General features: G+C 68.3%; 10 protein-coding genes. 4 read left to right on the top strand and 6 right to left on the bottom strand.

The window, feature by feature from the left end:
- Window positions 1-245: 245 nt before the first annotated feature.
- Window positions 246-1,430: a Xaa-Pro peptidase family protein gene (locus RT655_RS19315; protein WP_313540226.1), complete on the bottom strand. Its 1,185-nt coding sequence runs from the start codon at window positions 1,428-1,430 to the stop codon at window positions 246-248.
- A 12-nt stretch (window positions 1,431-1,442) separates the two neighbouring features.
- The gene (locus tag RT655_RS19310) at window positions 1,443-2,669 is read right to left on the bottom strand and encodes an FAD-dependent oxidoreductase (protein ID WP_313540223.1); all 1,227 of its coding nucleotides are present in this window, start codon (window positions 2,667-2,669) and stop codon (window positions 1,443-1,445) included.
- Window positions 2,670-2,797: 128 nt separating this feature from the next.
- On the opposite strand from RT655_RS19310, the gene RT655_RS19305 reads away from it, so the two are divergent.
- Window positions 2,798-3,442, top strand: a complete 645-nt coding sequence (locus tag RT655_RS19305; protein WP_313540220.1) for a GntR family transcriptional regulator — start codon at window positions 2,798-2,800, stop codon at window positions 3,440-3,442.
- A gap of 4 nt (window positions 3,443-3,446) precedes the next feature.
- Here the strand turns inward: RT655_RS19305 and RT655_RS19300 are convergent, their stop codons facing one another.
- From RT655_RS19300 to RT655_RS19290, 3 genes are read right to left on the bottom strand one after another with little or no spacing between them, the layout of a single operon-like run.
- The gene (locus RT655_RS19300; protein WP_313540217.1) at window positions 3,447-4,853 is read right to left on the bottom strand and encodes an amino acid permease; all 1,407 of its coding nucleotides are present in this window, start codon (window positions 4,851-4,853) and stop codon (window positions 3,447-3,449) included.
- 27 nt (window positions 4,854-4,880) lie between these two features.
- On the bottom strand, window positions 4,881-5,879 hold the full coding sequence (locus tag RT655_RS19295; protein ID WP_313540214.1) for a 4-hydroxyproline epimerase: 999 nt from the start codon (window positions 5,877-5,879) through the stop codon (window positions 4,881-4,883).
- Between the two features lie 8 nt (window positions 5,880-5,887).
- Window positions 5,888-6,811, bottom strand: coding sequence for a dihydrodipicolinate synthase family protein (locus RT655_RS19290; protein WP_121080063.1), 924 nt, complete (start codon window positions 6,809-6,811; stop codon window positions 5,888-5,890).
- A 227-nt stretch (window positions 6,812-7,038) separates the two neighbouring features.
- On the opposite strand from RT655_RS19290, the gene RT655_RS19285 reads away from it, so the two are divergent.
- The 3 genes from RT655_RS19285 to RT655_RS19275 all read left to right on the top strand — a co-directional run bounded on the left by RT655_RS19285 (window position 7,039) and on the right by RT655_RS19275 (window position 13,655).
- Window positions 7,039-9,960 (top strand): TonB-dependent receptor domain-containing protein, encoded by a 2,922-nt coding sequence (locus tag RT655_RS19285; RefSeq protein WP_313540209.1) that lies wholly within the window; start codon window positions 7,039-7,041, stop codon window positions 9,958-9,960.
- A 105-nt stretch (window positions 9,961-10,065) separates the two neighbouring features.
- Complete coding sequence (locus tag RT655_RS19280; RefSeq protein ID WP_313540206.1) at window positions 10,066-13,260, top strand: helicase-related protein; 3,195 nt, start codon at window positions 10,066-10,068, stop codon at window positions 13,258-13,260.
- Between the two features lie 68 nt (window positions 13,261-13,328).
- Window positions 13,329-13,655 (top strand): hypothetical protein, encoded by a 327-nt coding sequence (locus RT655_RS19275; RefSeq protein ID WP_313540203.1) that lies wholly within the window; start codon window positions 13,329-13,331, stop codon window positions 13,653-13,655.
- 95 nt (window positions 13,656-13,750) lie between these two features.
- Here RT655_RS19275 and RT655_RS19270 read toward each other — a convergent pair whose 3' ends face one another.
- Window positions 13,751-15,076 (bottom strand): M20/M25/M40 family metallo-hydrolase, encoded by a 1,326-nt coding sequence (locus RT655_RS19270; protein ID WP_409530299.1) that lies wholly within the window; start codon window positions 15,074-15,076, stop codon window positions 13,751-13,753.
- Window positions 15,077-15,100: the final 24 nt, after the last annotated feature.

The following is a 15,100-nucleotide window of genomic DNA, read 5'->3' as shown; positions in this document are numbered from 1 at the left end:
GTGACCGCCGCTGCCTCAGTGAAGAGCACCGCGTCGGTGGAGTGGCTTCTATGCGGGAGGTTCCCACCCGTCAACACCGTTTTGCATTTTTGTGGCGATCGGCCTTTCGGATTACTCGAAACTCCCGGAAAACTGCGGTTTTCGCGCTCCAGAAAGTTCGACGCGCATGACCATTTGATGACCTTTGCGCGTCGAATCGCCTCGAATTATCCTCGAATCGGCGTCTCAAACGCGAGAATCGAGGCTCAGGAGAGGCGATCGATCGCCTTTTGCGGCTCGGTGAACCAGCGCGGGCCCGACTCCTCCATATGGAAATGGTCCTCGAGGCGGATGCCGAAGCGATCGGGCACGACGATCATCGGCTCGTTCGAGAAGCACATGCCCGTGTCGAGCGGCGTCCTGTCCCCGCGCACGAGATAGGCGGGCTCGTGGATCGACAGGCCGATGCCGTGGCCGGTGCGATGCGGCAGACCGGGCAAGCGATAGTCCGGCCCCAGCCCTGCCTCCTCCAGTACCGCACGTGCGGCGGCATCGACCTGCTCGCACGGTACACCCGGTTGAGCGGCGGCAAAGGCCGCGGCCTGGGCTTCCTTCTCCAGCGACCAGATCGCCTGCGCGTCGTCCGAGACACGACCGAAGGCGTAGGTGCGGGTGATGTCGGAATGATAGCCTTCGACCGTGCAGCCGGTGTCGATCAGCACGAGCTGGCCTTCCTCCAGCGCCTGCTCACCGGGCAGGCCATGGGGAAAGGCGGTCGCGTGGCCGAACTGGACGATGCAGAAGCTCGAGCCCGCGGCGCCGAGTGCGCGATGGGCCTGGTCGATGAAGCGCTTGACCGCGCCGGTGGTGATGCCGGGCGCCAGGATGCGGGCAGCGGCGTGGTGGACCGCCAGCGTCATGTTCTTGGCCTGCTGCATCAGCGCGATCTCGGCGGGCGACTTGCGCATGCGGCAGCCGTCGATCGCCGGGGCGCCATCGACCAGGGTCATGTGCGGCGCGGCGCGGCGCAGACGCTCGGCCATCTGGAAGGGGAGCGCAGGATCGATCGCCAGCGTGGTGACGCCGCCCAGTGCATCCGCCACCAGCGCGAAGGGATCCTCGTCCTCCTCCCAGAGCCGCATGTCCGCGTCATAGGCCATGTCGGCGGTGAGCGAGCCGAGTTCGAAGCGCGGGCAAATCATGATCGGCTCGCCTTGGAGCGGCAGCAGCATCGCGACGAGCCGCTCGGTGGCGCCCCAGGGCACGCCGGCGAAATAGCGCAGCGACATGCCGGCTTGCACCAGCAGCGCCTGCGCGCCCATCGCTTCCATACGCTCGCGCACGCGCGCGAGGCGATCCCGGCGCTCGGCAAGCGTGATGGCCAGCGCGCGATCGGCCCAGGGGGCGAGCGCGGCGAGTTCGGTTTCCGCGGTGGATCCGCCGATGGTCATGGAGAGACGTCCTTATGCGTGGAAGCGTTGAAGATCGAAGGGGGCGAGATCGCCTGCCCTGCCCTCGGCCAGCGCGGCGACGCGTTCGCCGGTAATCGCCGCGAGAGTGAGGCCGAGATGCTGGTGGCCGAAAGCATAGAGAAGGTTCCCCGCCTTGCGGCTCCGGCCGATCGCCGGGAGATAGTCCGGTAGGGTCGGGCGCGCGCCAGTCCAGCGGGTGAAAGGCGGGCGGAGCGGCAGGCCGAGCGCGGTGATGTGCGCCTCCAGCCGTTCCCACTTGGCGGGATCCGGCGGCGTGTCGATGTCGGCGAACTCGACGAAGCTCGCCGCCTGCACGCAGCCGGCATAGCGGGTGACGATCATCGAGCGATCCTCGAACACCAGGGGCGGCAGATCGGCGGGCCAGTCGTGATCGGTTGTGCGCAAATGATAGCCGCGCTCGGCGATGATCGGCACGCGGTGGCCGAGCGGGGCCAATACGCGGCCCGAGGCGACTCCGGCGGCGACCAGCAGCTGGTCGGCATCGGGCACCGCCACCCCGTCGATCGCCAGCAGTGCTTCGCCGCCCGCGAGGCTGAGGGTCGCGCGGCCCGGCAGGATCGTACCGCCCGCAGCGACCAGCGCCGCCCGCAGCGCATGGTCGAGCGCGCCGAGATCGTGGATCTGCGCCGTATTGGTGAAGCGGATCGCGCCGGCCATCGCCCTACCCGGCAGATGGAGCAGCTCGGCGGGGGTCGCGTCGCGGAACGCCGCGGTGCCGATGTCCGCCCCCGCCCACGCGCGACGCCCCGCCTCGGTCGGTGCCGGGCTGCCCCAGGCGACGATATGGCCGTGTTCGCGCAGCAGATCGGGGGTGTCGAGGCTTGCGCTCAGCCGCTGCCAGGCCGGCATCGCCTCGGCAAGCAGCCGGCCCAGCGCCTCCTGCCCCCGTGCGAACACGCTCGGCCGCGCCGCGCGAAGCAGCCGCAGTCCGAAGGGTAGCCAGTGCCGCCATGCCGATGCGGGCAAGGACACCGCACCCCCTGCCCCGAAGCGCCGGCGCGGCAGGCTGCGCACCGTTGACCAGGACGCGAGCGGGCCGACCTGCTCGATCGCGATATGCCCGGCATTGCCCCAGGAGGCGGCGCGACGATCCGGATCGGCGTCGACCAGCCGCACCGACCAGCCCGCGCGGGCCAAGGCGATCGCGCTCGACAGTCCGACGACACCCCCACCGATCACCACGATATTGCGCTGCATCAACTTCGCCTTGCCGATTTTGGGGTAGAGGTATACCGTATTTGCGTGTCGTGCCTGCTGCAAGCCGCGCCCCCAGAACGGGGAAATCCGCGCGTCAGCGGCAGGAGTTCCAGAGAAAGATCAACCGCATGAGCATCGTCGTCCGCACGCTGTCGGAACAGATCTTCACGATCGTCCGCGAGCAGATCGTCTCCGGCAAGCTGCCGGTGGAGCAGGCGATCCGCCAGGACGCGCTGGCCAACCAGCTGGGCGTGAGCAAGATCCCGCTGCGCGAGGCGCTGGCGCGGCTGGAGCAGGAAGGGCTGCTCGTCGGCCAGGCGAACCGCGGCTATTTCGTCCGCGCGATGTCGTCGAGCGAGGCGGAGGAAATTTTCGCGCTGCGGCTGGCGATCGAGCCCGACGCCGTCGCCGCAGGCGCGGTCGCGGCCACCGACCTGGACCGCGCCGCGGCGCGCGAGGCGCTGGCCGCGCTCGACCTTGCCGCCCATGAGCATCTCGACGAAGTTGCCGCGCGCAACCGCGAGTTCCACATCGCGATGGTGCGCCCCGGCGGCCGCCTGCTCACCACCCAGCTGGTCGAACGGCTGCAGATTCTCGCCGAGCGCTATGTCCACAAGCATCTCGAACCCGCCGGGCGCGAGGATCGCGCGCATCTGGAACATGCTGAGCTGATGACCGCGTGGGAGAGCGGCGATGCCGATCGCACCCGCGCGCTGGCCCGCGCGCATATCGAGGGCACGCTCACCGATCTCCGCCGCCAGCTGAACGGCTGAACCTTCAGCCGCGCGCCAGCACGCTGCGCGCGCGACCGTAGAGGAAATAGACGGCCAGGCCCGCGACGTTCCAGATCAGGAAGCGGACCAGCGTCTTCTCGGGAAGCGAGAAGAGCAGGTAGAGGCAGCCCAGCACCGCCAGCGTGCCGACCACATAAGGCTGCGGGCAGCGGAAGATGCGCGGCGCATCGGGCGCGCGGCGGCGGAGCAGCATCATGCAGGCGCCCACCGCGATGAACGCGATCAGCGTGCCGGCATTGGCGAGCTCGGCTATCTCGTCGAGCCGGAGGAAGCCCGCGACGGCCGCGACGAAAAGCCCGGTGATGCCGGTCACCAGCACCGGCGCTCCAGTGCGCGACGAGACCTTGGCGAGCCCGCGCGGCAGCAGCCCGTCGCGCGCCATCACGAAGAAGATGCGGCTCTGGCCGTACATCATGACGAGGATCACCGAAGGCAGCGCGACCAGCGCCGCGGCGGCGATCGCCCAGGCGGCGAAGGGGTGGCCGAGCGTGCGCAGCACCAGCGCCAGCGGCTCGGGCGAGTTACCGAGCGCGGCGTAGGACATCGCGCCGACGGCGGCGACCGCGACGAGGATGTAGATGGTGGTGCACAGCGCCATCGATCCGACGATGCCGATCGTCAGGTCGCGGCCCGGATTCTTGGCTTCCTCGGCGGAGGTGGCGACCGCGTCGAAGCCGTAAAAGGCAAAGAAGACGATGGCAGCCGCGGCCATCACGCCTCGCGTGCTGCTACCGTCCGCATGGCTGGCGAAACCATAGGGCATGAAGGGGTGGAAGTTCGCCGCGTCGAAGCCGGGCAATGCGAGGGCCACGAACACCGCGAGCGCCACCAGCTTGATGACGACCAGCACGATGTTGAGCGTCGCGCTCTCGCGGGTGCCGAGTATCAGCATGCCGGCGATCGCGAAGGAGACGAGCACCGCGGGCAGGTTGACGATGCCGCCGGCATGCGGCCCCTGGAGCAGCATCGCGGGGAGATGGATGCCCGCCGATTGCAGCCAGCCGACCAGATAGCCCGACCAGCCCACCGCTACCGCCGAGCAGGCGAGCGAATATTCGAGGATCAGGCTCCAGCCGACCACCCAGGCGATCGTCTCGCCCAGTACCGAATAGCTGTAGGTATAGGCGCTGCCCGCCGCCGGGATCATCGTCGCGAGCTCGGCATAGGCGAGCGCGGCGCAGGCGCAGACCGCACCGGCGATGACGAAGGCGAGGATCACCGCCGGCCCTGCCCGCTCGGCGCCGACGCCGGTCAGCGTGTAGATGCCGGTGCCGACGATCGCGCCGACGCCGAGCGCGATCAGGTGCGGCCAGGAAAGCGTGGGGCGCAGCCGATGCGCGCTAGGAGCCGTGCTGCGTTCGATCGGCTTGATCGGTCCCCAAAATCCCATGCAACCCCCGATATTTCGTTGTTTGGTTCAGACGACCGAGAAGCCGGCCCAGAAGGGGTCCTCGCGGTCGATCCAGATGGTGTTGAAGCCGGTCGCGATCGCCGAGCCTTCGATCGAGGGGATGATGCCGGGGCGGTCGCCCACCATCACCGCTTCCTCGACCCGGCCGATGAACCGGCTGCCGATATAGCTTTCATGGACGAAGCGATCGCCGACGCCGAGGCGCCCCTGCTGCTCCAGATGCGCGAGCCGCGCCGAGGTGCCGGTGCCGCACGGGCTGCGATCGATCGCGCGCTCGCCGTAGAACACAGCGTTGCGGCCATCGGCCCCCTCCCCCTTGGGCTTGTCGGCCCAAAGGACATGGCTGACCCCGCGGATGCGGTCGTCGAGCGGGTGGACCGGCTCCACCTTGTCGCGGACGAGCTCGCGGATCGTGCGGCTGAGCTCGACGATGCGCGAGGCGCCGAGATCGTCGAGGCCGGTATAGGGACCCTGTGGCTCGATGATCGCGTAGTAGTTGCCGCCATAGGAGACGTCGATGCGAAGCGGGCCGAAGCCCGGCACTTCGATTTCGATGCCGCGCGCGGCGACATAGGCGGGCACGTTGCGAATGCGCACCCAGCGCACCCGATCGTCCGTCATTTCATAGGCGATGTCGATCACCCCCGCCGGCACTTCGATGCGCAGCTGGCCGGGCATGCGCGGGGTGATCAGGCCGTGTTCGAGCCCGAAGGTGACCATCCCGATCGTGCCGTGCCCGCACATCGGCAGGCAGCCCGAGGTCTCGATGAACAGGATGCCGCAATCGGCGTCGTCACGGGTGGGCGGGTAGAGGAGCCCGCCCGACATCATGTCGTGCCCGCGCGGCTCGAAGCAGAGGCCGGTGCGGATCCAGTCGAACCGTTCCAGAAAGTCCGCGCGCCGCGCCAGCATGTCGCCCCCGCGGAGCAGCGGTGCGCCGCCCGCGACCAGCCGCACCGGGTTTCCCGCCGTGTGGCCGTCGATGCAGAAGAAGGTGTGGCGCATGGGTCTCCTCAGGCCGCCTTGGCGGCGCGCTGGCTCGGGCGGGTGGCGGCGGCTTCCTCGACCCAGGCGATCACCTGGGCGCGGCGCGCACCCGAGAGCGGCAGGCGCGGCATGCGGACGCGCTCGCTGCCGCGCCCCATGATCTGCTCGGCAAGCTTGATCGACTGGACCAGGTCATGCTCGGCATCGAGATGGAGCAGCGGCATGAACCAGCGGTAGATGGCGCGGGCTTCGTCGTACCGGCCTTCGTTGAACGCCGCGATGAGGCGCACCGATTCCTCCGGGAACGCGCTGGTCAGACCCGAGACCCAGCCCGAGGCGCCGAGGAACATGCCTTCGAGCGCGACGTCGTCCAAGCCCGCCATCAGCGTGTAGCGATCGCCATAGCGGTTGAAGAGATCGGTGAAGCGGCGCGGGTCGGGCGCGCTTTCCTTGACCGCCACGATGTTCTTCACATCGGTGAGCCGGTCCAGCGTCGCAGTGTCGATCGACACGCGATAGGCTGGCGGGTTGTTGTAGAGCATGATCGGCAGCGAGGTCGCCTCTGCCACCGCGCGGAAATGGGCTTCGAGCTCCTCGGCGGTCGGCACATAGACCATCGCCGGCAGCAGCATCAGCGCATCGACGCCGATCTTCTCGGCATCGCGGGCGTATTGGATCGCGCGCGCGGTGGTGAATTCGGAGACGCCGGCGACCAGCGGCACGCGGCCGCCCACCGCCTCGACGCCGGCCTGGAGCACGACGCGCTTCTCGTCCGCCTCGAGCGAGTTGTTCTCGCCGCAGGTGCCGAGCAGGATCAGGCCGTCGACGCCGTCATCGACCAGCGCGGTCTGGGTGCGCTGGGTGGCGTCGAGATCGATCGAGAGATCCTCGGCGAACTGGGTCGTCGCCGCGGGATAGACGCCAGTCCAGAGCGTCTTGGCTGCAGTCATAAGAACACGATCCTCCACTGGGTTGATCGATTTCGTATACCGTATGCCGGCATGGTGCAAGGCAGGACTGCAGCAACGCACAATTTCACGATTCTCGAAAGGGGTAACCCCTGTCCCGAGATATCACTTTAGATATCGTATAATATATTTGACTGAATGATGTTTCTTATGTTGCATATGCGCGACTCAGAAAAAGGGGCGTGCGGCGAATGGGACATTTTCTTACAATGCGGACGGGTGTTGCGGTGGGGGCGCTTGCCATGGTGCTGGCGTCCGGCGCGGCCTATGCACAGGATACGACGAGCGGCGCCCCGGGCGCCGAAAGCGACCGTGCCGAGATTACCGTGACCGGCACGCGCATCCGCCGCCCCGATCTGGAGAGCAACAGCCCGCTGACCAGCGTCGATGCGCAGGAAGTGCGCTACCAGGGCGCGGTCAACGCCGAGACGATGCTGGCGCGGCTGCCGCAGTTCACGGCGGACGGCAACGAGAACGTCTCCAACGGCTCGGACGGCTCGGCGCAGATCAACCTGCGCAACCTCGGCTCGAACCGCGTGCTGACGCTGATCAACGGCCAGCGCATCCTCTCCTCGCAGGCGACCGACATCAACTTCGTGCCCACCGCGCTGATCGAGCGCGTCGACGTCGTCACCGGCGGCGCCTCGGCGGTCTATGGCTCGGACGCGATGTCGGGCGTGGTCAACTTCATCCTGCGCGACCATCTCGACGGGCTGCGGCTCGACGCGCAGACCAGCGTCGCCCAGCACACCAACGACAATGCCTATGTCCGCGGCCTCGTGTCAGCCAAGGGCTATCAGCTCGCGCCGCGCAACGTGTTCGACGGCGCCAAGCAGGACATCAACGGCGCGTTCGGCAAGAATTTCGCCGACGGTCGTGGCAACGTCACCGTCTATGGCGGCTATCGCCACACCGATCCGGTGCTGCAGGCGTCACGCGATTATTCCTCCTGCGCGCTCAACGCCAATGGCGCCAGCGCGCTGGTCTGCGGGGGATCGAGCAATACCACCTACGGCACCTTCGCGCCGCTCGAGGGGCCGAGCAAGGATCTGGGCTATCTCACCAATGCGCGCGACGGCTCGAAGAGCTGGGTGCCGTACGACGCCAGCTACGCGTACAACTATTCGCCGACCAACTACATCCAGCGCTCGGACGAGCGCTACACCGCCGGCGGCAGCGCTTCGTTCGAGATCGCGCCGGTGGCGAAACTCTATGGCAGCTTCATGTGGATGAAGGACCACACCTTCTCGCAGGTCGCACCCTCGGCGCTGTTCCTCGGTACCACCTTCACCCTGCCTTGCAACAACCCGCTGATGAGCGCCGGCCAGCAGGCGGCACTGTGCGGACCGGCGGCTGGCACGTCGGCCACGATCGATACGCTGATCGGCTACCGTCTCAACGGCGCCTATTCGCGCCGCGACGATCTGCGCCATCAGGACTATCGCTATAATGGCGGCGTGAAGGGCGATCTCGGCCACGGCTTCAGCTATGACGTCGGCTATCTCTATGCGCTGTCGCGCTACAACGAGACCTATCTCAACAACGTCGACAATGTGAAGGCGCAGCGCGCGCTGGACGTGGTGTCGGTGGGCGGCACGCCGACGTGCCGGTCGAAGCTCGACGGCACCGATCCGGCCTGCGTGCCGATCGACATCTTCCGCGCCGACGGCATCACCAATGATCAGGCGCGCTATCTGTTCAGCCCGTCGAGTACCGCGGCGCGCAACACGCTCGAAGTGTTCTCGGGCTCGGTCAACGGCGACCTCGGCACCTTTGGCATCCAGAGCCCCTGGGCGACGCGCGGTGCGGGTCTCGCAGTCGGCCTGGAGCGCCGCCGCGAGACGCTCAACTTCACCGCGGACGCGGTCGCCAAGCAGGGCGGCAGCGCCGATGCGGACGGCTCGATCACGGTGAACGAAGCCTATGGCGAGCTCGAGCTGCCGCTGATCGCCGACAAGCCCTTCTTCCACGACCTGACCGTGAACGGCGGACTGCGCTATTCGGACTATACCAACCGCCAGGGATCGACCGCGACCGAATCGCACTACAAGGCCTGGACCTACAAGGCGGAGCTGACCTGGTCGCCGGTCGACGGCGCCCGCTTCCGCGCCAGCTACAATCGCGCGATCCGCGCGCCCAACATCAGCGAACTGTTCGGCGCGCGCGGCATCGGCAACGTCTCGCTCACCGATCCCTGCGCCGGCGCCACGCCCGACGCGTCCCTCGCGGCCTGCAAGCTGACCGGCGTCAGCGATGCGCAATATGGCCACATCATCCAGTGCCCGGCCGAGACCTGCAGCCAATCCTATGGCGGCAATCCGGCGGTGAAGCCCGAGGTGGGTGATACCTACACCTTCGGCGTGGTGCTAACGCCCAAGCAGTTGCGCGGCTTCTCGCTCTCGGTCGATTACTACCACATCAAGGTGAAGGGCTATATCAGCTCGGTCGCGCCCTCGCTGGTGGTCAGCCAGTGCACCTCGACCGGCGACCCCTATTATTGCGGGCTGTTCCACCGCGATCCGCGCTCGGGCGCGCTGTTCGGCACCGATGGCTATGTCGTCGGCAGCACGCTCAACACCGGCTATCTGCTCACCTCGGGCATCGACGTGGCGGCGGCCTATGCGACCCGGATCGGCAATCTCGGCAAGCTCGACGCCAACATCGTCGGCACCTGGCTGCAACAGCAGGTGCAGGAGCCGCTGCCCGGCCTCGGCAGCTATGACTGCAAGGGCTATTACGGCTATAGCTGCGGCCAGCCCAACCCGACCTGGCGGCATGTCGCGCGCCTGACCTGGACCGTGCCCGGCGAAAAGGCGACGCTGTCGCTCGCCTGGCGCCACTTCGCCAAGACGGCGCTGTCGACCTCCTCGACCAACGCCTTCCTCAGCGAGGCCGGCCCGATCAGCATCATCAACGCGACCATTCCGGCGACCGAATATTTCGACCTCGCCGCGACTGTGGTGCCCGCCAAGCAGCTGCAGTTCCGGATGGGTATCAACAATCTGACCGACAAGGCGCCCCCGGCCATCGCCTCGGGCGTGCTGGCGAGCTTCGGCAACGGCAACACCTATCCGGGCGTGTACGACCCCATGGGCCGCACGCTGTTCGTCGGTGCGACGCTGACCTTCTGAGGCCTCCCCCGGGGCCGGTGTTCCCGCGCCGGCCCCACCCCTCTGGAACGGCGGCGCGGGCCGCTCGTTAGCGGTAGTTCGCTCGTTCCAAAGGGTTTTCCACGCATGGCTTCTTCCCGCGATCCCGTTGCCCGCGCGATCGCGCCCACCAAGGCCGCGCCTGCCCTCGCGACCGGTGAGACGGCCGCCCTGCTGGCGGAGGCGCTGGCCTCGAACGACCTGTTCTTCGCCGCCACCGACGAACCCCGCGCGATCGCCATCGCGCATGCGCTGGCGGCCTTGGCGCCCGCGGCGACCGTGGTCTTCTGCCCCGGCAGCGACGCGCTGCCCGGCGATGCCGCCCCCGCCTCCCCTGCCAATGTCGGCGAACGCGTCGCCGCGTTGCGCCGCTTACGGCTGGCACAGGCCGAGGAGAAACGACCGAGGATCGCCTGCATCACTACTGGCGAGGCGCTCGCCCGTCTCTATCCGCCGCCGCACGCCTTCGAAGCCGCCCCGCCGCGGGTGACGACGGATGCGCCAATCGACCTGGCCGCGCTGTTCGAAACCTTGGTCGAAGCCGGCTATGTCGAGGACGAACGTGTCGACGAACCCGGCGAAGTCGCGCTGCGTGGGCAAGTGCTCGACGTCTACCCCGCCGATGCCGAGGAACCACGCCGGATCGAAGTCGCCGATGGCACTGTCGTATCGCTGCGCAGCTATGATCCCGGCACCCAGCGCACCACCGGCGATTGCGAGGCGCAGGAGCTGGGCCGCGTCTCCGAACCCCCGCTCGGTAAGGACGGCGTGCCGCTTACCGCGCATCTGCCCGGCGCGCTGTTGGCGATCGAGCCCGCGGCGGAGGACCGGCGCGCGCGCTTTCTCGCGCTCGCCGCGGATTCGCACCGCCGTCGCCCGAGCCGCGCCTTGCGCGACGTGTTGGACGACAAGCAATGGCAGGCCGCGGCCAAGGACCATCCGTCGCTGGCACTTGCCGCCGCCGGTGATGCCCCGCCCCGCTTCATCGAAGGTCGCGCGCCCCTCCGCGCCTTCGCCCGGGCCGCGCGCGAGGCGATGGCGGCAGAGGCGCGCGTCGTGTTGTTGGGCAGCGCCCGTGACCTGCGCTTCCTGCGCAGCCGGGTCGCTGCGGTACTGAAGACCGAACTGCACGACGTGCCCGATTGGGCCGCACTGCGGGACCTGCCGGCAGCGACCGTCGCGCTGCTGGAGGCACCCGTCGATCGCGGCTTCCGGCGGGAAGGGATCCTCGCCATCGCCGCTGCCGATCTTCTCGGCAGTCGTGCCGAACGCGACACTGCGCAAACCGGCCCCACCGATCCCACGCTGTTTGGCCAGACCGAGATCCGTCTCGGCGACCTCGTCGTCCACGAAGACCATGGCATCGCGGAGGTTACCGGACTCGCGCCGATGCCGGGCGAAACCGAGGCGGGGGGCGATGCGATCGCGCTCACCTATGCCGATGGCGGCGTGCGGCTGGTACCGGTGGCCGAGGCCGAACGGCTGTGGCGCTATGGCGGCGATGCCGATGCGGTGGCACTCGACAAGCTCGACGGCTCCAGCTGGCAGAAGCGACGCGGCGCAATCAATCTCGCCATTGCCGAGACCGCGCGGGGCATGATCGCACTTGCCGAAGAGCGCATGCAGCTAACCGCTCCGGTTCTTTCTCCCGACACGGCCGCATATGAGCGGTTTGTCGCGGGCTTCGCGTACACCGAAACGCGCGATCAGGCCCGCGCGATCGAAGCGGTGCGCAGCGACCTCGCGGCCGGTAGACCGATGGATCGCCTCGTGATCGGCGATGTCGGCTTCGGCAAGACCGAGGTCGCGTTGCGTGCGGCCGCCCTCGCGGCACTGGCGGGCTACCAGGTAGCAGTCGCCGCCCCTACGACCGTCCTCGCCCGCCAGCATCTCGAGACCTTTACCGAGCGGTTCGAGGGCACCGGCATCGAAGTCGCCGGCCTCTCCCGGCTGTCGAGCGCGGCGGACAAAAAGCGGGTCAAGGCGGGGCTCGCCGACGGGTCGATCCAGGTGGTGATCGGCACCGGCGCGGTCGCCGGCAAGGGCGTGGCCTATGACAAGCTCGCGCTCGTCATCATCGACGAGGAGCAACGTTTCGGCGCCGCGGACAAGGCCAAGCTGCGCGCACTCGGCGCTGGGCATGTGCTGACGCTCAGCGCGACGCCGATCCCGCGTACGCTCCAGGCGGCGCTGGTAGGCATTCAGCACCTCTCGGTCATCGCCACGCCCCCTGCCCGCCGCCAGCCGATCCGCACCGCAGTGGGCGTGTTCGACGAGGCGATGGTGCGCGCCGCGCTGCTCCGCGAGCGCAGCCGGGGGGGACAGAGCTTCGTCGTCGTGCCGCGGATCGAGGACATGGCACCGCTCGCCGACAAGATCGCGCGGCTCGTGCCCGAACTCGAACTGCTCCAGGCACATGGCAAGATGCCCGCCGCCGAGATCGACGATGCGATGGTCCGCTTCGGCCGCGGTGACGGCGACGTGCTGCTCGCCACCAACATCATCGAAGCGGGGCTCGACGTGCCGCGTGCCAACACCATGGTACTCTACCGCGCCGATCGTTTCGGGCTGAGCCAGCTCCACCAGCTGCGCGGCCGGGTGGGGCGCGGCAGCCGGCGCGGACAGGTGCTGCTGCTCACCGAACCCGACAAGCCGATCGGCGCGCGCACCCTCAAGCGGCTGCGCACGCTGGAAGCATTTGATCGGCTCGGCGCCGGCTTCGCGATCAGTGCGCAGGATCTTGATATGCGCGGCGCCGGCGACCTGCTCGGCGAGGCGCAGGCCGGGCACATGAAGCTGATCGGCGTCGATTTGTACCAGCATCTGCTCGAAGCCGCGCTGCGCACCGCTCGCGGCGAAACGGTCGAGCGGTGGACGCCCGAACTGCACCTGGGGCTTCAGGGCTGTCTGCCCGAGGTCTGGCTCCCGGACGAGGAACTGCGCGTGGGCTTCTACGTCCGCCTGGCGCGCGCCGAGGATGGTGCTGCCATCGACGCGTTGGAGGCGGAGCTGGAAGATCGCTTCGGCGCCCTCCCCGATGCTGCCGCGACCTTGCTCGCGATCGCCCGCGTACGCGCCCAGGCATCGGCGCTGCGGATCGCGCGGATCGACGCCGGCCCCGCCGCGATCGCCTTCACCCCGCGCGCGGACTTTGGCGGCGATGCGAATGCGGCGGGCCTCACCGCCAAAGGCGATAGGCTGTTGCTAGCCGAGCGGATCGACGATCCCGCCGCACGGCTGGCCCGGATCGAAACGGCACTGGAGGCGATGACGGGCGATTGACGCATTGTGCTGCCCCCTCCCCCGGCCTAGGCTGACCCTAGAAAACAAAACCGGAGAGGAATGGCGCTATGATTCTGCCCGTCCTGCTGCTGATGCTCCAGACCACCCCGGCCTTCAACGCCGAGGAGGAGATCATCGTCGTCTCGCGCCAGTTGCGCATGATCAAGGTCGACCTGAAGACCGACAGGCGTGACCACGGCATCAGCCTGCGCAGCTGTCGTATCCTGCGCGGCTCGGGCCATAGTGACCTCGATGCAATCCCATGCGGCGTCGCCGAGCAGTGCGTCGAGGATGGGGTAGCTTCGCGACGCGTGCTGAAGGATTGCGTCGAGGACAAGTCGACCGATCGGATCAATGCGGTGCTGGCCGCTCGTCGCGCCCTGCACGAGGGCTGACAGCGCTCAGCCTTTAGCGCCGAATCCGGGCGGACCTTAGTCGCGTCTGGCGGGCGTCAGGCGCAGCGCGGGCGCCAGAGTGTACACTCGGTGCCTCACCGCGCCGACCGCTCCGCGCTCAGCCGCGACATCAGGATCGCCGCCCGCTTGGGCTGACGGCGGATGCTGGCAAGGTCGACCGTCTCGCCCGGCGCATGGTCGCCGGTGCTGTAAGTCCCGAGCCCCGCCAGGCTGTCGACGTCGGCGGCGACGAACGAGATGTCCCCCGCCCCGCGCTTGAGCGGATCGAGAGCCGGCATCTCCGGCAGCCCAAGGTCACGATTGACCCCGTTCAGCGCCGCCAGCAGCGCGCGGTTACCCTCGGTCGGCGCCATCGCCGGATAGCCCTCGCCGAAGCTGATCGTCGCGTCGGTGCCCGGCGCGTGCGCGGCGACGATCTCTTCCATCTTGGCCTTCACCCGCGCGGTCTGCTCGGGGCTGAGCGTGCGGAAGTCGCCGGTGGCGATCGCGGTGGCGGGAATGATGTTGGTTTTTCCCGCGGCCGCTGCATTGCCGCTCTCGTCGATGGTCGCGCGGGCACCGCCGGCGATGACTCCGGTGTTGAAGGTGAGGTTGGGCTCGGGCAGTTCCTTGCGGAATGCGGCGAGAATACGCGCCAACTCGTTGATCGCGCCGTCGCCGAATTCGGAACCGAAGATCAGCGAACTGTGGCCGGTCTTGCCGGTGGCGGTGATCCGCCAGTCGATTGCGGAGCGCCGCGCGATCGACCCCATGTCGCGGCCGCCGTCGATCACCAGCCCCTCGAAATCGAGCGCGACATCGGCGCGCTTGCCGGCGGCGATCAGGTCGGCGCGGGCGATGCTGTGCGGGCTGCCCGACTTTTCCTCGTCGCCGGTCAGCACAATCTCGATATTGGCCGCCTTGAGCGTGCCGGCGGCCTGCATCGCCCGGAGCGCGGCGAGCATCACCACCATGCCGCCCTTGTCGTCCCCTGCCCCGGGACCTTCCGCCAGATTGCCCTTGCGCACGAATTTCTGAAAGGGGGAGTCGGGTTCGAACACGGTGTCGAGATGGCCGATCAGCAACAGCCGTTTGGTGCCGGGCTTGCCGCCATGGACCGCGATCAGATGACCCGCACGCTGCACCGCATCCATCGGCTTCCATGTTACCGTGAAGCCCAGCGGCTCCAACTCCGCACGCATTCGCTGGCCTATCTTGGTGACGCCGGCGAGGTTCAGCGTTCCGCTGTTCTGATTGACCAGCGCCTCGAGCAGCTTGACCGACCGGTCATAGTCGGCGTCTACAGTCCGGGCCATTGCCGATTCGGTCGTCGTAAGCCGCTGGGCGGCGGCGGGGGCAATAGCGGCCGCCCCCAGCACCAGCGTTACGGCAAGGCGAGAGAAGCAAGACAGATCGGTCACCGGCGGCCCTTTGCGTAAGGGGAC

It is taken from the genome of Sphingomonas sp. (genome assembly GCF_032114135.1).
In the GTDB taxonomy this organism is placed as follows: Bacteria; Pseudomonadota; Alphaproteobacteria; order Sphingomonadales; family Sphingomonadaceae; genus Sphingomonas.
The sequence above is the reverse complement of the archived record's forward strand: the minus strand, read 5'-3'. Positions and strand labels throughout refer to the sequence as shown.